Genomic DNA, 20,830 nt, shown 5'->3' on the forward strand with positions numbered 1-20,830 from the left:
TTTTTGGTAAGCAAAAAGAAGCTGAGCAAGGATCATAAGTTTAGTTATAGTTATCATGTGAAAACATATAAGAACTATTTGCCATATCACTTCAAAAAATAGAGGCAACTATGAGAAAATATTTGTGACTTTTAAGCAATATTAATGGAAGACTGACGTAGATAATGGACACACCATTCCGATTACGTCAGATGGTATCGTAAATGGATATTAATAAAAAACTCCCCTGCAACGCTTTGCCGGGGAGTTTTTTAGTTTGAGTAAATTTATAGATGCAGTCTATCCAAAATAGCCCTGGGACTGTTTGCCATCTTCTTTTGCTTGACCGTATGTTTTGTAATGCTCGATTACTTCTGCCATCTGCTCATCAGACAATACATTTGGCGTAGAAATTGCCATTGCGCGCCACTGAACCTGTGCGCACCACTCGCAAGTATTTGCGATGGCAAATGCCTTTTCTAAGGAATCGCCGTAAGCGACCATTCCGTGATTTGCCATGAGAAGTGCTTTGCTGTCAGATTCGCGTAAGCATTTGCGAACTTCATCAGCAAGCTCTGGAGTGCCGTAAGTCTCATATGGAACCGTAGGAACCGTAGCAACACCAGTATCTGCGATTGCATAATGAGTCGCCTTCAGATCAACGCCGGCACATGCAAGCGTTGTGCAATACATAGAATGTGCATGGACAACGGCACGAGCGTCCGGTTTCTCTAAATAAAAGGCAGCATGTAAACTGTGTTCACTGGAAGGTGTGCGTTTGCTGTCCACAATATTGCCCTGCAGATCCATAACGACAACATCTTCTGCTGTTGTTTTTGCGTAAGGAATACCAGATGGGCTGATCACCATATATCCGGTTTCCGGGTCATACATACTGATGTTACCTGCAGTTCCAATCGTCAGACCCGATGAAATCAACTGATTTCCATAGTCAACTACCTTTTGTCTCATTTCTTCTAATAACATAATTATCCTCCGTTTCAAGTGAATGTACACTCGGTATCTTCTTAAAACGAGCCATTTCGGCGGCATTTCCGATATACTGTTTCCATTTTCTCGTCGTACACACCGTGTACGTACTGCGAAAATGTCATTGTGTATCAAAAATTCATCTTGAAATTCTTCGTTTAGATGAATTCGAGAGTACATGTGATGTTTTCGCTGTCAACATATTGAAGTGTTGGCGCGTTGACATCTTGATCTTATAAATAAAAGAATCACTGTCTCAAATGTATCTATACACTCTATTTTGCGAGTGAATAGAATATTTGCGCAACTAAAATAAGTTTAGCATAAATGAGTACGATTCTCAATCATGATTGTGAGTAAAATTGAAATAAAAGAATGCATCCGGGAAAAATTTTGATCAGATGGAGGAACACTTCCTTTTTGACAGATTTCTTGCATTTGTGGTACACTAAGCATAGTTAGCTATGGCTAACTGTTGCGCAAATAGTGAGTAGAGCTAGGCGATGTATAAAATATCTGTGCTATGATCGTGTCAAGTGATATGTGAAAAAACGAGCCAGGGAAAAGGTTCAATTGGGACCTTGAAAACTGCAGATATTTTATTTTCTGGATGGATAGGAGGAAAAAATGAGTGAAAAAATCAAAGTGACTTTGGATGGAACAGCAGAGACCATGTTGCAAAGTTTTTATGCGAGAGCAAAATATTCGCTGAAAAAGGGACATAAATTTTATGATGCGAAAGCAGTGGAACTGGTGAATAAGATAGATTATGATTTTTCGTCGGCAGAGGAAGATTCCACCATGAGCAATGGTGTGATTGCACGAACGCTTGTATTTGATGAGTTGGTAGAGGATTTTATTGATCGTAATTCAGATTGTACGATTGTAAATATTGCCTGCGGATTGGATACTAGATTTTATCGAATGGATAACGGCAAGCTGCGGTGGTACAATTTGGATCTTCCGGAGACGATCGCCGTCAGAGATCAGATTTATCAGGAATCAGGAAGGGTATCAACAATCGGGATTTCTGCCTTGGATCCGGCTTGGGCGGATCAGATTGATGCACAAGGAAAAATGTTGTTTATTATCGAAGGCCTTAGCATGTATCTGACGCCGGAAGAAAATGCGACGATGCTTGGAATTATTCGGGATCATTTTGACAATGCAACGGTGATGATGGAGTGTCTGGCCAAGAAATGGGTCAATAAAGAGGACATTGAAGAATCCATTCAAAAAACTGGAGCAAAATTTATTTTTGGAGCGGATTGTTTTGAAGATCTGGGAGATGTTGCCAAGGGATTCCGAAAGGTCAAAGACGATAATATTACACGAGGCATGACCAAGATTATTCCTGTGTTAAAGCCATTTGGCTGGTTGCCGATTATTCGTAAAATGACGCAGAAAATTTTGATTTTTGAGAAGGTGCAAGAGTAGTGATTTGCAGCGCCCGTGGTAGAGAAAACGTCGGTCATAGCCGAAGAATTTCTACCTCGATAGGAGAAATCCAGCGCCCGGGGTAGAGAAAACGTTGGTCATAGCCGGAGAATCTCTACCTTGAGAGGAGAAATCCAGTGCCCGGGGTAGAGAAAACGTTGGTCATAGCCGGAGAATCTCTACCATGAGAGGAGAAATCAAGCATCCAAGGTAGAGATAATATTGGGATATGCCGAGAAAGTTCTAAACTGCGGTAAGAAATCAAGTGCTCGAGGTTCTTTATTACCAGATCAAGTTTTCCTAAAACTATTTCACGGTAATATGAATTACCGGACGCAAACCGCCGTTTACAACATAATCATCAAACACTTTGTGCCTCGCTTTGTTGACACTACCGTAATCGCCGCCTTTTGTATCAAAGGCATCATTGTCTTCGCTCACCTAAGATATATGTAGTGTAAAGCGATCATTTCTGTTACAATTTGACATAATTCACCACTATGATTCGACAAATGTGTTATAATAAATATTGGGATTTATGGAAATACGCAACAAAAGCCTGAATCAGGCGGCCAGGTATAAAGCGTTATTGTTAAGAGTGTGGAGGTAAAAAATGAATAAAGAGATAATACTTGATCCGGAAATAAAAGCGATGTTTGAATTATTAGCGGAGGATGCATCTACCATGGAAGCGTGCATGGCTAAGATCAAACGTTCTCTTTCTATTGCGGCAGAACTTTTTCATATAAATAAAGTGGAACTTAAGCTAGAGGCACCGGGCAGTAAACTTTGTCCGGAGGGACAGCGTGCCGTAGAAGTTTTGTATGACACAGGAGATGTATCTGACGGTGAACCGAATATTTCGGTATTCCCGTTACCGTCCGGCGGAACGGTCACGATCATGGATTATCCGCATGACCAAAGCAAGTTTTCATCCAAAGAATTGGAATTGCATAATATGTTATTACGCCAAATTTTTTATAAGATCAGCAGAACGATGACGCAGAACTTACTGCAGCAGGTTATGATGACGGATATGAGTACCGGTGTGGCAAATCAGGATTATTTAATGCATTTTGCCGGAGGATTGATCGCTTCCGGACAAATTGCAAATTACAATATTATATTTTTTAATGTACATAATTTTAAATATGTCAATAAAGTGTTTTCTTATGAGCAGGGTGATATTATTCTGCGTAATTATGCCCAGCATATCAAAAATATAATGGGAAATGATGAAATTGTTGCAAGATTAGGTGGAGATAATTTTGTGCTTGTTTTTCACAAGGAACGCCGCGAAAAATTGATCGAACAGCTTCAGAATATCAGGATACATCATCAATGGCAAATGAAAGAGCGGGAATTTGTGTTTGGAGCAACGATCGGTGTCAGCAATTTGAATGGCATCACAGTACCGCGTGCCATCATGGGAAGAGCCAGCATTGCTTATCAGGCAGCCAGACAAAAAGGGGTTGGCAGCGTGGTAGAGTTTTCGCCGGAGATCGAACAGGAAATACTAGCCAATCAGAGCATTGTGTCCAATTTCCTTCCAGCATTACAGGCAAAGGAATTTGTCATATATTACCAGCCTAAAGTCAACGTCGCAGATCGGACAATGTATGGTGCAGAGGCTTTGGTTCGTTGGATCAGAAATGGAAAGATGGTACCGCCAATGCAGTTTATTCCGCAGTTGGAGCGCGAGGGAAGCGTGTGCAAACTTGATTACTATGTATTGGAAAGTGTCTGTGCTTTTTTGAAAGATCGACAGAACAAGGGGCTTTCGGTTGTACCAATTTCAGTGAACTATTCCAGAAGACATTTGGAGGAAGAAAATCTCGTTGAACGTACTTTGGAGATTATTGACCGCTATGGTGTTGATCATCATTTGATCGAGATCGAGCTTACCGAAAGTGAAGATTTCCAAAATTATGAGATCATGTCTGGAATTATTGATGAGTTCAAGGTGAATGGCATTGGAACCTCGATTGACGATTTCGGAACCGGTTTTTCTTCACTCAATATGATCAAAGAAGTTGATCTCGAGACGATAAAAATAGACAAATCCTTTATTCCGTTGGAAACGGATTACCCGGGAAAAGACCGAGATCTTGTTATGTTTCACAGCATTGTGCAGCTCATCAATGAACTGGATAAGAAATCCATTGCTGAGGGGGTTGAGACGGTGGAGCAGCTTGAATATCTGAAAGGAGTTGGTTGCGATATCGTGCAGGGCTATGTGTTCGACAAACCTCTGCCACAGGAAATATTTGAAGAGCGATTAGCGAGTGCGCATCCGTATGAGAATATTTGAAGAGCGATTAGTAAGTGCGCATCCATATGAGAATATTTAAAGAGCGATTAGCAAGTGCGCATCCATATGAGAATATTTAAAGAGCGATTAGCGAGTGCGCATCCGTATGAGAATATTTGAAGAGCCGTTAGTAAACATTCGGATTGATAAAAGAAAATGGGAGGTGTTCTGCTGTGGAAGATATGAAACAAATACATGATTTCGCTGCTAAACGGAGCGATAAGCTTCGCGACCGGAATACTAATTGCACGGTTGTCCCTTTTCCGGAATTCGCCGCATTGAAAGCGGAAGTAGAAAAATTGCGAGTTGAAATTTCCATGCTTTTGCTTGAGCGGGATGAATTACGCTTTGTAATCTGCAAAAACATAGAAACGGCATATATGCTTGCTCTTGGCAGCCTTGAATACAAAGCTTTTGAACTGAACTGTAATGTGTTGCGTATCAAAAGAAAAATTGATCTTATCCAAGCAAAGAAAAATCGACAGGAAAAGATTGCGTTATCAGCCATTGATAAATTGCTTGATAAAGAGTTTGCCGGTTTTCAGTGTCAGCTCAATGAGCAGATCGATAAGATGAATAAGGCTCTTGATCATAGTCAGGGACATGTTCTTACGGATGAAGAGACCAAGCAGATAAAGAAATTGTATCGCAGCATTGTAAAGGCTCTGCATCCCGATCTGCATCCGGAGATTACACCTGCACAGATGCAGTTGTTTCAAAACGCAGTACAAGCGTATGAAAATGGTGATATAGGGAATCTTCTCATCATCAGTGAGATGGTAGCGGAACCTGTCGTTCCGGAACAAAGTGAAAGTGGGTTGTCTATTCTTACTAAAGACAAGGAACGGCTGACTAAAACGTTGGAACTTATCCGTGAACAAATTGCAAATATAAAATCGGAATATCCGTACACAATGAAGGAACTGGTGAATGCCCCGGAACAGGTGGCTGAAAAACGGACGGAACTTGAGAAAATGATAGAGGAATTGAAAGAAGCATATGATCTGTATGTTGGAAGATTGAAAGAAGTGTTGAGGTGATAGGATGAGTAATATCGTAAAAACAGATGGCGGCAGTCTTGCAAGCCTACTTCATGGCAAAGGCGGTGGCCTTACTATACCGAAACCTTATGAACGTGATATTTTTTTGTTTGATACTTTTATTGCCGGGACAACGCACATTGAAGGTATTGAGGAATTGGCTCAGTATCTTAATGTTAACGATAAGTTGGATTTTTATCGTGAGCCACATAATCGTTTCGATCCCCAAGCGATAGTGATAAAAAACAGTAATGGGGTCAAAATTGGATATGTGCCCAGAGAGGATAATGTAGTATTTTCACGTTTGATGGATGCAGGAAAACTACTCTTTGGGAAAATCACTGCCAAGGAAACCAAGGGAAAATGGATTAAAATCAAGATAGGCATTTATCTGCATGAGTAGGCGATTTCCTCCGACGCAGCAGTGATCAACGTATGGCATAAGAGCCTCGAATTTATAAGTCCCTCCTTCTGCATAAAAACGTAAAGTATGAATTCATGACTCAAACTTCGCACTTCCAATGCTACTGTCTGGTCACATATTGCTTATTATGTCAATGATTATATTGTATTTTGCAGCCACAACATAGCGATTTCTGTCGGCAGAGAATTATAGCTTGTAAATCGCTTTAAGTTATCGAGATGGCACCACGTTATCGGTTGGCCATGATCTCCTAAGAGCCATATAAGAAATTAAAAAGTTTGCAAGCCACCCGGCCGGTACAGCCAGCCAGACAAATGCAATGCCAAAACGAGGTGCAAAGATCAAAGCAACGGACAGTCGAATCGCAAGGTTTACCATGTTTGCCAGGAGGAATGGCCGCATGATTCCCAGACCACGAAGGACTCCATCGGTTGCCATTTTGATTCCCATAAAGATAAAGAAACAACCAAGCCATCTCATATAATCTCCGGATACCTGATAGGCAAAAGCTGTTCCGTCTTTACCGAGAAATAGAGAGGAAATTTGCGTATGCAGCGTTTCGATGATGATGAAAGCAAGTACTGCAAAGCATACATCCAATACCAATGCGGATTGGTATCCTTTTTTGATACGCCGTGGTTTGTTTGCACCGAGATTCTGGGAAACATATGGAGACACTGCATTGCCGATGGATACAAAGATTAGGGAAAAAACATTTTCTATCCGCATCGTCGCCGCATATCCCGCAAGTGCCTGTGTGCCAAAAGGATTTACAACTGCCTGTACGATCATCATACCGATAGATACCGTGGACTGCTGGAGAACCGACGGAACAGCGATCCGCAGCATGGAACGCAGCTCGTGGCAGTCAAATCGGCGGAATGGGCTATTATAACGTCGCATCCGAAAGAAGAAGATCAAAAACGACAATACGGCGGAAATGCCTTGGGCGATCAAGGTTGCAAGTGCCGCACCGAACACGCCAAGACCAAGATCGGCTACCATCCAAAGATCCATAAATATATTTAAGATAGACGAGAATATCAGGAGTGCTAGTGGAATCTTTGATTCGCCTATGGAAGTAAACATCGTTGAAAGAACGTTGTACATAAACAAAAACGGAAATCCCACAAAATAGATCCGAAGATATAAAACGGCATCATGCATTATATCGGCAGGGGTTTGTAATATACGCATCATCGAGTAGGAAAAGAAATAGCCAAAAACACCAAGGATTACACTTAGAATTAGAAAGCTAAGCAAGGATGTTGACACGATGGTCTTCATTTTTCCATACTCTCTGGCACCGAAATAGCGGCTCACGAGTACACCGGCACCGACACCGGCTCCCAACGCCGCGCAAATAAAAACATTAGTCAGAGCTGCACATGCACCGATAGCTGCCAGTGCAGAGGAGCCAACGAATTGACCGACGATGATGGAGTCGGCCATATTGTATATTTGCTGAAAAAAGCTGCCTAGGATCATTGGCAATGCGAAAATTGTCAGTGCTTTCAGAGGCGCATCTGTGATTAAATACTCATCTTTTGACATAACTGTATTCCTCCATAAGTTTCGTGAGTTTACTTGTTCTATCTTATCCGATTTTTGCATCTGCAAAACGTAAGTCCCAAGGTGCGTTACGAAGCTTCGATTTACTTTGTTATTAATTCAAAATGATTACGGTTTGTTTTTAGTAATCCTTCCTTTTGCAACTTTGATAATTCTACGGACATAGCGGCTCTTTCTACACAAAGGAAATCTGCCAGTTGCTGTCTGTCAAATGGGATATCAAAAGAAAGCGATGATTTTTTGACGGATTCAGATGAGAGATAGGATAACAGCTTATCTCTGGTCGATCGTTTGCTGACATGAGTGATCTTGTCGTTAAGGATCAGTATCTTATTTGCCAGTACACAGACCAGATTTCGGATCAGTTTTTGATGGTGATCGCAGGCGGTTGGGCAGGATGTCAGAAGACGTTTGATATTCAAAAAGAGAATGTCGCAATCTTCTTCAGCGACAACACTGATATTTAATACTGTGCCCGGGGTTGCGGCATATGGTTCTCCGAAAAAATCTCCCGCATTGCATTTTGAAAGGATGTTGCGATGTCCCCAAAGGTCCTCCTGAATGATTAGTGTTGAGCCGGCTAGTACAAGTCCCATCACGTCTGTCGAATCTCCTGCCTTGAAAATATAGGATCTAGAAGCCTTGGATACTTTAACTGCATTCACACAATGAAGTATAGACAGAATTTCAGTATCATTCAGTTCCATGAAGAACGGACAACTTCTCAAAATCGGTAAATATTTTTCCATAAAAATCTCCATTCTGCCATCTTTGGCTGGCGGCACAACTTTCTTTCACATTATTTACTCCTTGTTTGAAATCAAACATACATGTTGCAATAATTATAATATGATTGCATCAGAAAAGCAAAAATATAATATTTGAGGAGGACAAACATGATTAGAAAGATTATCCATATAGACGAAGAAAAATGCAACGGCTGTGGTATCTGCGCCAATGCCTGTCATGAAGGTGCAATTGATATCATAGATGGAAAAGCAAAGCTTGTAAGAGAGCATTTTTGTGACGGGCTGGGAGATTGCCTTCCTGCTTGTCCGACCGGAGCAATTACTTTTGAAGAGAGAGAAGCCCCGGAATATGATGAAGAGGCAGTGAAGGAAGCGCAGAAGAAAAAGGAACTGCAAGAAAAGATGAAGCATATGCATGGGGGGGGATGTCCTGGCTCCAGAATCCATATGATGGATCATAAAGAGGATGCCCCGGAAAATGTAACCATGCCCGCACAAGTATCACAACTGGGCAACTGGCCGGTTCAGATTAAACTGGCGCCTGTGAATGCACCGTATTTCGATGGTGCAAAGCTGCTGATTGCAGCGGATTGTACAGTCTATGCCTACGCTAACTTTCATCACGAATTTATTCGAGGAAAAGTGACGCTGATTGGATGTCCGAAACTAGATGCTGTGGATTACAGTGAAAAACTGACACAGATCATTGCAAATAATGATATCCGATCTGTGACAATCGTGAGAATGGAAGTGCCTTGCTGCGGAGGTCTTGAGATGGCGGCAAAGAAAGCACTCCAGGAAAGTGGTAAATTTATTCAGTGGCAGGTGGTGACCATTGGAATTGACGGTACGATCAAAGAATAATAGAAAAGGAGCCTTAAAAATAGTAAGTAGGTGGAGTAAATTGATTGGAAATTATGTATAAAAGGATACAAAGAACGATAATGACCATAGTGATTCCAATCAATATACCGATGTGTTTTGGAAGGTGCGGCTGTTCATTGACCGATGCTAATTCAGCAGGGTCTATGTAATGTGCCGCAGCTTCTTGATACGTTATATCCGGGTTTTGCTCTAGATCGCTCATAATATCCTGCATTAGTATTTTGCGAAGTTGTTTTTGTTCGCCAGATATAAACATACCTGATGGGTATGCCTGCTTTACAATTTTTTGAATTTGACGTCTGTTTAGCATAATTACCTCCCTTGTGGTCAAGTGTTTTTAGCATGTGTTTTCGTGCTCGCATTTATGTCCACATATTAATTAGTCGTCAAAGGTCTGATGATTTTCCAAAGGCGGATCCGTCGCTTTGGTGATAGGATTGATATTGTTCGAGCCATTTTCATCATCTTCCCACTGTTCTATGTAATAGCCGTTAGAGTAGTCGTGCATAAATACTATGTGACGAACTGTAAAAAATACTACTGTGATAACGGTCACAGAACATAGTCCGACAACCGTCCAATAAAGCGTCATATTTCTCAGGTGTAATTCATCAGCCGTGTGAAAAGAAAGCTGATCTCTAATCTCGGACGGGTGACCAAATTCTTTCGTCAAGTCAGTATAGGTTGCTTCAGGATGTTCTTCTAAATAACATAGAAGAGCATCTTTTAATTCTTGAATAAATTGTCTTTTAAATCGCCGTTTTCCTCTGTACAGGCGTTTAACCTGTCGGATATATTTCTTCGCTGCTGTATTTTTCAAAAAAGCCCTCCCTAGGAATCTTTGTTTTCAGATTCCGTATATGATAGTAGTTGTTCAATAGCACCGGAAATCACTTTGTACTCGGTAAGCAATTCCTGTAAATACTGCCGTCCGCTGTCGGTTATATAATAATAGACGCGAGTTCGTCTTTCGCCGACTTTGACCTGTTCGGAATCTAAATAGCCGTTTTGGCTCAATCGGTACAACGTTGGATACATCGTTGTTTCCTTGAGCTCATATTGGCTGCTGGTATGTTCAGAAAGCTCTTGGGCGAGCTGATAGCCATATTTCCTGCCGGATTGCAGTAGCAGTAATAAGACCAGTTCTATTGTGCCATGTTTTATATTGTTGTGTCTTCGTATTTTTTTCGCCATAATCATACACCTTTTCCGATAAAGAATAGTTACAATTCCATATTAGAATAAAATAAGATTCATGTCAATATAGATATTTCTATAATGCAATTTAATAAAAAGTATTTGACAAAGAGTAATTGTGGGTGTACTATTATTAATTAATAGGAAACTGCTGTTGTGTAGCGTGACATCATCAAGAATTGCTATGAGGAGGAGAAGGTATATGGGGGCAAGAAAACAAACGATCAAGATCATTTCTTTTGTGTGTTGTGCAGCTATTGTAGCAGGGATTGTGACTGCGAAGGTTCGTGAATTTTCGGACAATAGCACGGGGAGTGTTCAGGAGCGGGCGCAGAAGGAAGAAAATTTAGAAGATACGAAAAATACAACCGATAAAAAAACACCAGACGGAAAACAAGGTGTCAAAGACGTTCACAAAAAAGATATTCAGATTAAGGTAAATACGCTGCAGCTAAATGAGGAAAACGAAGATTGTGGCATTTTTTTTACATTGCAGTCTGTAACTTACAAAAAGGCAAAGTACGTTTTGTCTTGTAAAATAAAAAATAGCCGTAAAGGCGAGACCGTTGATGTGGAGAAGTTTGCAAAGGGTTTTTCGGTCAAACTGGGAGAAGCAGAGTGGAATGCAGTTTTGCTTACGGGGAGAAAAACCCTCAAATATCATGAAACAACAGAGGCAAAAATGTTAGTGAAATGCGAGCAGGATGTTTCGGGAGACATGACGAATTATCGTTTGTTTTATACAACGGAACCAGAGGAAGACGAGGATCAAATACAACAATTTCGCACGGAATATATCGTAAAAAAGTAGATGGGGAGTAATAAGATGTTTCTGTATTTTTGGAAAAGATTACTACATAAAAAGAATTTTTATCTGGCATTATTGGCTGGAGCAATGCTATCTATGTTATACATTGCAAAGGATGTGTATCCATATAGAGCGTTAAAATATGGACATTCCGTATATACAATATGGATGGGAGGTTTTAACGGGTCGATATATGCTTCGCTTTTTTATCTATTAGTGCCATTGCTTGCAGCAATACCAATGGCGGACACGTGGCTTTCTGACAGACAAAGCGGTTATTATCAATTTGTGCAGACTAGAAATAAGACAAAGCAGTATTTTCGTGGATTATACGTGTGCAATTTTACGGCGGGCGGTTTGGTTACTATTTTTCCGTTGGCGATAAACCTCTATGCGTGTTTTTTGCTCGTCCCGGATGAAAAGCCGGATTTGATATTATGGGATACACATACCGTGAGCTTATATGGAAAAGAGACGTTATTTCCGAGCGTTTTTTATGATTATCCGTTATTGCATATCTGTTTGTTTTTATTCTTTGCCTTTTGCATAGGGGGACTTTTGGCAGGTGTTGCGTTAGCGCTTAGCGGCTTGCTTAAAAATATATTTATGGTTTGGGTGTCCGTGTTTGTGTTGAACTATTTATATGAATCTTTGGTTGGCGTTGTCTGCAAAAATGGTGCGGCAACCTATTATCCGCTCACCTATGCACATCAAGTCGCCCCCTTGGGAGAGATGGAATTATCGGTTATGGTAACGTTAATGATCCTGTTATTGGGAATCACAATAATTGGGATGTGCTGGGGAGCAAAGAGGCATGAGTTGGATTAAACAGATCGGGGAATGACTGAATGAAAACATGATGTTTCGATTAGTAACAGGTCGTGAGTTCAGTGAAAGGCAGAGGAGAGTAACGCGTGAAAAACATGATGGTTGGGTTGATAAAAAGAGATAGTTGGCTGTTGCTGCATCAGTGGAGGAGGCTCGTTGTATATTTTGGGAGTATTTTGCTGATAGACATTATGTTAGTGATGTATGAGCGTAGCGCAGTTATAGAACAGGAAATTTTGGGGGTTTCTGTGCAAAGCTTTCTTTCAGAACCGGATAAATTTCCAATTCAGTGGGTATGGAACCAAGTGGGGATATTAATCATTGTCATTGACTTTATTCGAAAAGATCTTTCACGGAATACAAGCTGTTTTATGCCGCACATTCCAAAAAGAAAATGGTATTGGTATAGCAAGATATTATGCGGAGGTGTTTTGGCGTGTGGGATAGTCGTCTTTCAAATACTGGAAAAACAATTCATCTTATCTGCTTATAGCAGTGCGGATTATTGTATTAATATAAATAGCACAATGCTATTGGAGTCTGAGATATTATTGCTGCTTGGAATGTGTACCATATATTGGCTGTATGCGATTGTATCCTTGTTCGGAAATGAAATAATAGGATTTATAGTGTGCACTGCTTATGTTGTTTTGGGTTTGCCGGTGAAGTTCCCTGTATTTTATTGTGCCGGTTTTATGTATCGTCGGGGAACGATTGGTATGGCAATTGCAATGGCAGGGATTGTGTTGGCGTTTACACTAATTGCCGGTACAAAGAAAATAAATCGCATGGATATTTTTAGTGAGTAAAACAATAGAAAAAAGGCTTAACAACGAGCGGAAATGAGGTAGACGATGGACTATATCAGATTAAAAGATGTATATAAAACAATGAAAGGAACGCAGGTATTAAAAGGCGTAAATCTTACGGTAGAGCAGGGGGATATCGTAGGTATAAGGGGAATTAATGGTTCCGGAAAAACAATGGTTTTACGAGCAATAGCGGGGCTTATTCGTGTGGATGGCAGTGTGGAGATTGGTGGCAAGAAAATGGAACCGGGAGAGTGCCCCAAAGATATAGGAGTCCTTGTCGAAATGCCGGGATTTTTGCCGGAATTTACAGGAAAGAAAAACCTGCAGTTATTGGGAATGCTGCAAGAGGGAATAACAGAAGAAGATATTGAGGAAGCGATGAATGCGGTTGGGTTAGATCCGAAAGATCGAAGACATTATAAAAAGTATTCGCTGGGAATGAAAGAACGGCTCGGTATTGCACAGGCAATTTTGAAAAAGCCGAAGTTGATTTTATTGGACGAACCAACGAATGGAATCGACAGCGATGGTATACAAATGTTGGAAGAATTGTTGCGGCATCTAAAAGAAGCGGGAAGCACCATTGTCGTAACAAGCCATGATCGCGACTTCTTGGATGCGGTGACTTCGCAGTGTTACGAAATGAAAGAGGGAAGCTTAAGGTGATAATGAGTATAACTAGTGGAGAATGTTTCACAAAATTATGGAATGAAAGAAAGGGAACCTAGGATGAAAGTATTAATTTCTGAAAAAAGCAAACAACGATTTAAATTTGGGGCAATAGTTATGATATTTCTTGCCTTAATCGTCCTTTTTGTCGTGCGGTATCAGATAGTAAATGGAAAAGCCTTACATCATGTGAAACATGAGGTGATACCATATGGTGAGAATTATGAGATGGCAGACATTACCTACAACATACAGAAATCACCGGTTTGGAGAAAAATATATGACGAAGATTATCGGATGAAAATATACAAATACGAGACGAAGGTTACAGTTGTGAATCACAGTGACAAGACAGTATCCATCTATGATATCGTACCCAATTACTGCCTGCTGTCCGGAGGGAGTATTTGGTACGGTAATGTCCAAACAACGGAAAAAGATTCTATAGATAGTGGGGATAAAGTAACCTTGAATTTGTTTTTTGATGTCATACCGGAGGAGGGTATGCAGGCATCCATTTACGAAACGGCAGCGCTGTATTATGTTATGAGGGAGAAAGGCAGGACATATAAGATAGAATACAAAAGGTTCTCAGCGTTTGTTTGACCATAATCGCGGACTTATCTACCCAGACTTCATCAGCAGAGACTCAGAGGCACGAGTGATTGCAGATGCGAAGTACAAACCGATTGATAATATTGGAAACAAGGACTATCTGCAAGTATTGGCATATATGTTCCGATTTGATGCCAAGAAGGGATTTTATTTTTATCCTGAAATGGGAGAGGAAGAACGCGCATTGCTCTTGGTTATACCGTTGGTTCTAAGAGCAATGATAAAACACAAAAATGACCGCCCCTGTCTGATAAACTAAGCGGTCATTTTTGATCTATATATCAGGCTAACCGTCTATCGGTAGCACCTTCTTTATTAGTATATTAACATCTAACCACTCATATGTCAAACATACATTCTGTTTTAAGCGGTTCTGCAAATCCCAGTTTGTATAATTAAGAAAATAAGAATTCACTTTCAAAAGAAAGAGGGCAGTCGGCTGAGCCTGTTCTTAGCAGCATCATAGGGAACCTTCCTCTTTGCAAAGGCCTGCGACAACCGAAGACTTGAGTTCGATAGTTTCGCTCTCAATAAATGTCATAAGACATCTCTTGTAGTTTTATTAATCGCTATTATAGTCATTGTAGTCATTCTTGCCGATTTGTATTCGCGTGGTGATTAGAAAAAACAAGAAGAGGGTACAAATCCATATTGAGTGGGAAGGGAAAAGTTGTGAGCGGATCGGAAAGAACATCCACCTTTTACATATGATTGCACAATTTGAACGGAAAAAGCCTCATGATCATGTACGAAAATAAAAGTAAAATTTATTAGATGATATAATTGCCGTATCGGCTAAAAATAGCGCGGCATACGAAAAAAAAGAATGGTGTTTTTGCCGATGGTGTGATATACTAATTAGTAGGTTGGTACGTTTTTTGGATTTGATTTATGACGGAGGATTGTAGATGAAATACCTTTTAGTTGCTGATATAGCGAAAAAATGGAATATGTCAGAACGCAGTGTTAGAAATTACTGTGCCCAAGGGCGTGTGAACGGTGCATGTCTTACCGGTAAGACATGGAACATTCCAGAAAACGCACAGAAACCGGAGCGCGCTAACAAAAGAAAAGAAGAACCGATTACTCTGTTGGATATTCTAAAAGAGCAGAAGGTCAGTAAATATTCCGGTGGGATTTATCATAAGACACAGATTGATTTGACCTATAACTCTAATCATATGGAGGGAAGCCGCCTGACACACGATCAAACCAGATATATCTTTGAAACCAATACTATTGGCGTAGAAAAAGAAGTGTTGAATGTGGATGATGTGATCGAAACGGCAAATCACTTTCGTTGCATTGACATGATTATTGATCACGCGAAAGCAACTTTGACGGAGAAATTCATCAAAGAACTTCACTTGACTTTGAAGAATGGCACCAGCGATTCCAGAAAAGATTGGTTTGCTGTTGGTGATTATAAGAAACTTCCGAATGAAGTCGGTGGCAGGGATACAGCTCTTCCGGAAGAAGTTGCTGATAAAATGAAGGCCTTGCTGACGGAATACAATGCCAAAGAGGAAAAGACCTTTACAGATATTCTGGAATTTCATGTGAAGTTTGAGAGAATCCATCCGTTCCAGGATGGTAATGGGCGTGTGGGCAGATTGATTATGTTTAAGGAGTGCCTGAAATACAATATTGTTCCGTTCATCATTGAGGACAATCTGAAGATGTTCTATTATCGTGGATTGAAGGAATGGAACGACGAACAAGGTTATCTGACAGATACCTGTCTGACAGCACAAGATAAATATAAAGCATATTTGGATTATTTTAGGATTGAATATTAAACAAGCTGATTTTCCAAGTATCAATTATAATGTTCGCCAAATATTAAAATATGAAGGTTGATAATGTAGTTATCGACACCATAAAAGAGAGACTTTCGACAAGTCTCTCTTTTGTAGTGTACTTTCATACAAATTTTTGATGTTTATTTAGCCCCGGCTTTTCGCTAGAATAGCAGTATAAGGAAAACGGGGAAGGATTGATTACGAATGAGTCAGGATACGTTTGCAAGGGTGGAGAAAAAGTATGTGATCAGCCGGGAGCAGTATGAGTGGATTCGGCAGTTCCTTGCAGAGTATACGGTGGAGGATGAGTATGGACAGAGTACGATCCGCAATGTTTATTATGATACGCCTGGGGAGGAGATGATCCGTCATTCCATCCAGAAGCCGGAGTTTAAGGAGAAAGTGCGCGTCCGGGGATATGGAAAAATCGGACGAAACGATGACGTGTTTGTGGAACTGAAGCGCAAATACCAGGGCATCGTCTATAAGAGAAGGGTGAGCATGCCACTTTCGGAGGCAGAGAAATTTCTGGCGCGGCGCAGGAGCTGGAACTCAGTTGAAGGAAAAGATGTTTGTTGCCAGGGAGAGAAAGGAAGCCAGAGCGAGATGGTGAGGAAGGTTTTCCAGCCGCAGAAGGAACGCCCAAATCAGGAAGAGGGAGACTTTGTGCATCGCCAGATCCTGCGGGAACTGGAATACACCAGAGATCGATATGACTTGCGGCCGAACATGTATATCGCATACGACCGCGTAGCCCTGTACGGAAAAGAGGACAGGTCCCTGCGTCTGACATTCGATCAGAGGATCCGCAACCGCAGGCGGGGACTGACGCTTGACGGGGAGGAACCGGAGAATTTGTACTTTGAACAGGGTGAGGTTGTCATGGAGATCAAATGTGGCAGTGCATATCCGCTGTGGCTTTGCAGGATGCTTGGGGGACAAAAAATCTATCCCACATCCTTTTCCAAATACGGAGCATTTTATACGAAAGAGAGGAATCAACAATATGATGGCAAGTGTGATTAATGGGGCGGGGAGTGTGTCTGTGCAGGCGGCGCTGTTGTGTACATGTGTGTCCCTGGTACTGGGGTTGGTGATCGCGGCAGTGTACATGCTGCAGGGGGAGTATACGAAGAATTTTGTGGTGACGCTGCTGTTGCTGCCGGCTCTGGTGCAGGCGGTGATCATGCTGGTCAATGGAAATCTGGGAACCGGTGTGGCGATCATGGGTGCATTCAGTCTGGTGCGTTTCCGGTCTGTTCCGGGTACATCCCGTGAGATCAGCGGCGTATTCTATGCGATCGTGGTAGGACTTGCGACCGGTATGGGCTATCTGGCTTATGCGGTGATGATCACTGTGATCGTGGGAGCTGTGATGTTGGTTTCCTACAAGGTGGTCGGACATGCCGGCGTGCAGCAGCATCTCCTGCGGATCGTGATTTCGGAGGATCTTGATTATGAGGGAGTCTTTGAAGATATTCTGCAGAAATACACCAAAACTGCCCGTCTGATTCAGGTAAAAACCATCAACATGGGCAGTATGTATGAACTTCGTTATGAAATTGCGCTGGCAAAGGATGCGCTTGTTAAGGAGATGATCGATGACATCCGTACCCGCAATGCCAATCTTACGGTGAGCTGCAGCAGAGTGCTGACCAGCCGAGAGGAATTATAATATGGCATCATATGCCATTTTAGCAAATCTGTTTTAATAGCGTTGACAAATGTGTAAAATGGAACGCTACATTGAATGCTGTGCAAAAGTCACCTCGAAAATCGTTCCCCCAGTCTTGCCTGATTTGATACAAATACTGCCATCATGTGCTCTAACGATTTCACGGACAAAAGCAAGACCTAGCCCTACGCCACCCAGCTCCCGGCTTCTGGCTTTATCCACACGGAAGAATGGCTCGAACACTCTCTCCCTAAGCTTCTTTGGTATTCCTCTTCCCGTATCTTCTACAGACAGATAAACATGCTTGTTTCTCTGATATGCGGTTACTGTAACCTGTCCGAGCGGATGATTATATTTGATAGCATTTTCAACCAGATTGTATACAAGCCTGTAAATAAGGATATCACTGCCTATCATAGTGGCATCCTCACATTTTCCGATCAGCTTTATATTCTTTTCCACGGCAAGAGGATCAAGGTCTGCCAAAACCTCTTCAACAATAGCATCCAATATAATTTTATCATCCCTTCCCACCGTCTGAAGCTCACTCATGTCAAGAAGAGTCTTTACCATCTTGTTTAATTTATCATTTTGTTCCGTAACCATTTTTATGGTCTGCAAAGTGTCTGCATCATTTCCCGGGTGAGAGGCAGAATTATATAAATCAAGCTGTACCTGCATTAACGCTAATGGAGTACGCAGCTCATGTGCTGCATTTGCAGTAAACTGTCTCTGTATCTCAAATGCTTCCGACAGACGCTCAAGCATCTTATTATAAGAAATACTCAGCTGGTTCAGTTCCTTAACATTGTTTTCCTCTATTCTTGAATCAGACAGATTCTGAGCCTGTACCTCTTCAATTTTATCTGAAAACTCCCTGATTGATCTGAGTGCATGCCCGCTTATAAAATAAGTGACGACACCTCCCAAAAGCGCCAGCAAAACCGTGATTATCAGACTGTTTCTTTTATAGTCGGCCTTATTATTGTACACCTGAACCGAAAATTTATCCGCAAACTCATCCCACTTATCGTCCGGTATGCTGATATATATTTCATCTGATTTGTTTCCTTTTTCATCCCCCTGTGACTCTACCGCATCCTGCAGAGAATCGATGTAATGCACACCATTTTTATAGACAAACATAGTCAGGCAGCCACATATAATAGCAATACACAATGTAGTAATACACGTAAGTCTCCACTGTAGCGACATTCTTTTCATCTGTCAGACTCCTCCCGTATTTTATAGCCTTCACCTACCTTGTTCTGGATGGGATCATATCCCAGCTTCGCCTTAAGCTTTTTTCTAAGTGAAGACATATGTACCCTGATTGCTCCGCTAAAGCTGTCTGCCGTGGCATCCCACACATGCTCTATCAGCTCTTCCTGACTCACCGGTCTGCCTATATTGATAAGTAAATATTCCAAAATACCATTCTCTTTTCTTGTCAGTTGAACCGGCTCTTCCTTTGCATATGCCTCGCGTTTAATCGTATCAAACTTTATATCTCCGCATTTAAGACATATATCATTCTGTACAAATTTCCTTCTTGTCAGGCTTCTGATACGTGCCTCAAGCTCCTGCAGATGGAATGGTTTTTCCATGTAATCATTTGCTCCTGCATCCAGTCCCTCTACCTTATCAGCAATCTGACCTCTTGCAGATAATATCAAAACCTTAGTTTCATCATTGTATTTTCTAAGCTCCTTAAGAAGCTCCATGCCATCCATCCCCGGCAGATTCAAATCCAAAACTATCAGATCATAATTCTCCGACAGTATATATTCAAGAGCCTCTTTCCCATCATAACAGGTATCCACCTCATAACCGGCAGCATACAGACTCTTTGCAACCATATCACATATTTGTTTCTCATCCTCAACAATTAATAATCTCAAAATGTTCTCCTGCTTCTTAACAATAATTTTACAACCTATATTGTATAATACCAAAGTCAGCTGGTCAATAATACAATAAAAAGGAGCAACATTATGTTGAAATACCAAAAAACATGTCAAATCATTTTGCTTATCCTTGGAGTATCCATGATAAGCTATGGTGCAGTCAGAGGTGAGGCGGCTACAGTGCTTGGTAAAGCAATAAAACTATGTCTGGAGTGTGTCGGAATTGGATAAGGAAAAGAAATTACTATCAAGAAAACTGGCAAAAATACGTGGCTGGATACAGGCCGCAGCAACGCTGCTGACCAATATTCATATTCCAAATTTATTTAAGGGTAAAATATATCAGGGCAATGCAAAAACAGTATGCGTACCCGGATTAAACTGCTACTCCTGCCCTGCCGCGACAGGAGCCTGTCCAATAGGGGCATTTCAGGCAGTTGTCGGATCATCAAAATTTAAGTTTTCATACTACATAACCGGATTTTTTATTTTACTCGGTGTAACTCTCGGCAGATTTATATGTGGTTTTTTGTGCCCATTTGGATGGTTTCAGGATTTACTTCATAAAATCCCCGGAAAGAAATTATCCACAGCCAAACTAAAGCCTCTTAGGTACCTAAAATATGTCATTCTTATTGTTTTCGTTATACTTCTTCCGATGCTTGTAACGAACTCTATAGGAATGGGAGACCCGTTCTTCTGCAAATATATCTGTCCTCAGGGTGTTTTAGAGGGTGCTATACCGTTATCTATTGGAAATGCTGCTATCCGTTCTGCGCTGGGAAAGCTTTTTTCTTTCAAGTGTATGATTTTAATTGCAGTGATTGTACTAAGTATCTTATTTTACAGGCCCTTCTGTAAATGGATTTGTCCGCTTGGAGCAATCTACTCATTATTTAATAAGGTCAGCCTGCTCAAAATCACCGTTGATAGCAGCAAATGTGTCGGATGCGGTCAATGCTCAAAGGCATGTAAGATGGATGTGGATGTGTGTAAGACACCGGATCACCTCGAGTGCATACGCTGCGGTGCCTGCATAAAGGCCTGTCCGAAGGACGCCATCTGCTACCGGTTTATGGGAAAATCATGTCAAAAAAATGACAACAGATAGCTATTAAACATTTTACTAT

25 protein-coding genes are annotated in these 20,830 nt (G+C 41.2%); 16 read left to right on the forward strand and 9 right to left on the reverse strand.

The window, feature by feature from the left end; genetic code table 11:
- Positions 1-279 precede the first annotated feature (279 nt).
- The gene (locus tag ACSAJE_RS10205; protein WP_022024727.1) at positions 280-966 is read right to left on the reverse strand and encodes a class II aldolase/adducin family protein; all 687 of its coding nucleotides are present in this window, start codon (positions 964-966) and stop codon (positions 280-282) included.
- Between the two features lie 630 nt (positions 967-1,596).
- Between ACSAJE_RS10205 and ACSAJE_RS10210 the strand changes: the two genes are divergently transcribed.
- Positions 1,597-2,406 (forward strand): class I SAM-dependent methyltransferase, encoded by an 810-nt coding sequence (locus ACSAJE_RS10210; protein WP_458008978.1) that lies wholly within the window; start codon positions 1,597-1,599, stop codon positions 2,404-2,406.
- Positions 2,407-2,712: 306 nt separating this feature from the next.
- Here ACSAJE_RS10210 and ACSAJE_RS10215 read toward each other — a convergent pair whose 3' ends face one another.
- A complete protein-coding gene (locus ACSAJE_RS10215) occupies positions 2,713-2,847 on the reverse strand; it encodes a hypothetical protein (protein ID WP_279221296.1) in 135 nt (44 codons plus the stop codon).
- A 172-nt stretch (positions 2,848-3,019) separates the two neighbouring features.
- Between ACSAJE_RS10215 and ACSAJE_RS10220 the strand changes: the two genes are divergently transcribed.
- The 3 genes from ACSAJE_RS10220 (at position 3,020) to ACSAJE_RS10230 (ending at position 6,160) form a co-directional block, all read left to right on the forward strand.
- Positions 3,020-4,717 (forward strand): putative bifunctional diguanylate cyclase/phosphodiesterase, encoded by a 1,698-nt coding sequence (locus ACSAJE_RS10220; RefSeq protein ID WP_458008979.1) that lies wholly within the window; start codon positions 3,020-3,022, stop codon positions 4,715-4,717.
- Positions 4,718-4,890: 173 nt separating this feature from the next.
- Positions 4,891-5,757, forward strand: coding sequence for a hypothetical protein (locus tag ACSAJE_RS10225; RefSeq protein ID WP_458008980.1), 867 nt, complete (start codon positions 4,891-4,893; stop codon positions 5,755-5,757).
- 4 nt (positions 5,758-5,761) lie between these two features.
- On the forward strand, positions 5,762-6,160 hold the full coding sequence (locus tag ACSAJE_RS10230; protein WP_022025423.1) for an HIRAN domain-containing protein: 399 nt from the start codon (positions 5,762-5,764) through the stop codon (positions 6,158-6,160).
- 231 nt (positions 6,161-6,391) lie between these two features.
- Here the strand turns inward: ACSAJE_RS10230 and ACSAJE_RS10235 are convergent, their stop codons facing one another.
- On the reverse strand, positions 6,392-7,735 hold the full coding sequence (locus tag ACSAJE_RS10235) for an MATE family efflux transporter (RefSeq protein ID WP_458008981.1): 1,344 nt from the start codon (positions 7,733-7,735) through the stop codon (positions 6,392-6,394).
- Between the two features lie 101 nt (positions 7,736-7,836).
- Positions 7,837-8,502, reverse strand: a complete 666-nt coding sequence (locus ACSAJE_RS10240; RefSeq protein WP_458008982.1) for a Crp/Fnr family transcriptional regulator — start codon at positions 8,500-8,502, stop codon at positions 7,837-7,839.
- Between the two features lie 147 nt (positions 8,503-8,649).
- Between ACSAJE_RS10240 and ACSAJE_RS10245 the strand changes: the two genes are divergently transcribed.
- Complete coding sequence (locus ACSAJE_RS10245; protein WP_458008983.1) at positions 8,650-9,366, forward strand: ATP-binding protein; 717 nt, start codon at positions 8,650-8,652, stop codon at positions 9,364-9,366.
- A gap of 13 nt (positions 9,367-9,379) precedes the next feature.
- On the opposite strand, the gene ACSAJE_RS10250 is transcribed toward ACSAJE_RS10245, so the two are convergent.
- The 3 genes from ACSAJE_RS10250 to ACSAJE_RS10260 all read right to left on the reverse strand — a co-directional run bounded on the left by ACSAJE_RS10250 (position 9,380) and on the right by ACSAJE_RS10260 (position 10,581).
- The gene (locus ACSAJE_RS10250; protein WP_118690269.1) at positions 9,380-9,697 is read right to left on the reverse strand and encodes a hypothetical protein; all 318 of its coding nucleotides are present in this window, start codon (positions 9,695-9,697) and stop codon (positions 9,380-9,382) included.
- 69 nt (positions 9,698-9,766) lie between these two features.
- Complete coding sequence (locus tag ACSAJE_RS10255) at positions 9,767-10,207, reverse strand: DUF6120 family protein (protein ID WP_458008984.1); 441 nt, start codon at positions 10,205-10,207, stop codon at positions 9,767-9,769.
- An 11-nt stretch (positions 10,208-10,218) separates the two neighbouring features.
- Positions 10,219-10,581: a PadR family transcriptional regulator gene (locus ACSAJE_RS10260; RefSeq protein ID WP_182448223.1), complete on the reverse strand. Its 363-nt coding sequence runs from the start codon at positions 10,579-10,581 to the stop codon at positions 10,219-10,221.
- A 205-nt stretch (positions 10,582-10,786) separates the two neighbouring features.
- Here ACSAJE_RS10260 and ACSAJE_RS10265 point away from each other — a divergent pair, with 205 nt between their 5' ends.
- The 9 genes from ACSAJE_RS10265 to ACSAJE_RS10305 all read left to right on the forward strand — a co-directional run bounded on the left by ACSAJE_RS10265 (position 10,787) and on the right by ACSAJE_RS10305 (position 17,793).
- Positions 10,787-11,395, forward strand: coding sequence for a hypothetical protein (locus ACSAJE_RS10265; RefSeq protein WP_118690266.1), 609 nt, complete (start codon positions 10,787-10,789; stop codon positions 11,393-11,395).
- Between the two features lie 15 nt (positions 11,396-11,410).
- Positions 11,411-12,220 (forward strand): hypothetical protein, encoded by an 810-nt coding sequence (locus tag ACSAJE_RS10270; RefSeq protein WP_118690265.1) that lies wholly within the window; start codon positions 11,411-11,413, stop codon positions 12,218-12,220.
- 86 nt (positions 12,221-12,306) lie between these two features.
- On the forward strand, positions 12,307-13,029 hold the full coding sequence (locus ACSAJE_RS10275) for a hypothetical protein (protein ID WP_118690264.1): 723 nt from the start codon (positions 12,307-12,309) through the stop codon (positions 13,027-13,029).
- A gap of 45 nt (positions 13,030-13,074) precedes the next feature.
- Positions 13,075-13,698: an ABC transporter ATP-binding protein gene (locus tag ACSAJE_RS10280; protein WP_458008985.1), complete on the forward strand. Its 624-nt coding sequence runs from the start codon at positions 13,075-13,077 to the stop codon at positions 13,696-13,698.
- 63 nt (positions 13,699-13,761) lie between these two features.
- Entirely contained in the window at positions 13,762-14,307 is a 546-nt protein-coding gene (locus ACSAJE_RS10285) for a hypothetical protein (protein WP_118690262.1), read from the forward strand.
- Positions 14,300-14,575: a hypothetical protein gene (locus ACSAJE_RS10290; RefSeq protein ID WP_458008986.1), complete on the forward strand. Its 276-nt coding sequence runs from the start codon at positions 14,300-14,302 to the stop codon at positions 14,573-14,575. The genes ACSAJE_RS10285 and ACSAJE_RS10290 overlap by 8 nt, the downstream gene beginning before the upstream one ends.
- A 649-nt stretch (positions 14,576-15,224) precedes the next feature.
- Positions 15,225-16,115, forward strand: a complete 891-nt coding sequence (locus ACSAJE_RS10295) for a Fic family protein (protein WP_458008987.1) — start codon at positions 15,225-15,227, stop codon at positions 16,113-16,115.
- A 207-nt stretch (positions 16,116-16,322) separates the two neighbouring features.
- A complete protein-coding gene (locus ACSAJE_RS10300; RefSeq protein ID WP_458008988.1) occupies positions 16,323-17,144 on the forward strand; it encodes a VTC domain-containing protein in 822 nt (273 codons plus the stop codon).
- Positions 17,125-17,793: a DUF4956 domain-containing protein gene (locus tag ACSAJE_RS10305; RefSeq protein ID WP_458008989.1), complete on the forward strand. Its 669-nt coding sequence runs from the start codon at positions 17,125-17,127 to the stop codon at positions 17,791-17,793. The genes ACSAJE_RS10300 and ACSAJE_RS10305 overlap by 20 nt, the downstream gene beginning before the upstream one ends.
- A 66-nt stretch (positions 17,794-17,859) precedes the next feature.
- On the opposite strand, the gene ACSAJE_RS10310 is transcribed toward ACSAJE_RS10305, so the two are convergent.
- Positions 17,860-19,017, reverse strand: coding sequence for a sensor histidine kinase (locus ACSAJE_RS10310; RefSeq protein WP_458008990.1), 1,158 nt, complete (start codon positions 19,015-19,017; stop codon positions 17,860-17,862).
- Complete coding sequence (locus ACSAJE_RS10315) at positions 19,014-19,652, reverse strand: response regulator transcription factor (protein ID WP_458010066.1); 639 nt, start codon at positions 19,650-19,652, stop codon at positions 19,014-19,016. Before ACSAJE_RS10315 ends, ACSAJE_RS10310 begins: the two co-directional genes overlap by 4 nt.
- A 135-nt stretch (positions 19,653-19,787) precedes the next feature.
- Between ACSAJE_RS10315 and ACSAJE_RS10320 the strand changes: the two genes are divergently transcribed.
- On the forward strand, positions 19,788-19,931 hold the full coding sequence (locus tag ACSAJE_RS10320; protein ID WP_009263530.1) for a CD1871A family CXXC motif-containing protein: 144 nt from the start codon (positions 19,788-19,790) through the stop codon (positions 19,929-19,931).
- Positions 19,924-20,811, forward strand: a complete 888-nt coding sequence (locus tag ACSAJE_RS10325; RefSeq protein WP_118507524.1) for a 4Fe-4S binding protein — start codon at positions 19,924-19,926, stop codon at positions 20,809-20,811. The genes ACSAJE_RS10320 and ACSAJE_RS10325 overlap by 8 nt, the downstream gene beginning before the upstream one ends.
- The last annotated feature ends 19 nt before the right edge of the window (positions 20,812-20,830 follow it).

The sequence above is a fragment of the Jutongia sp. SJQ-6 genome (assembly GCF_054161275.1).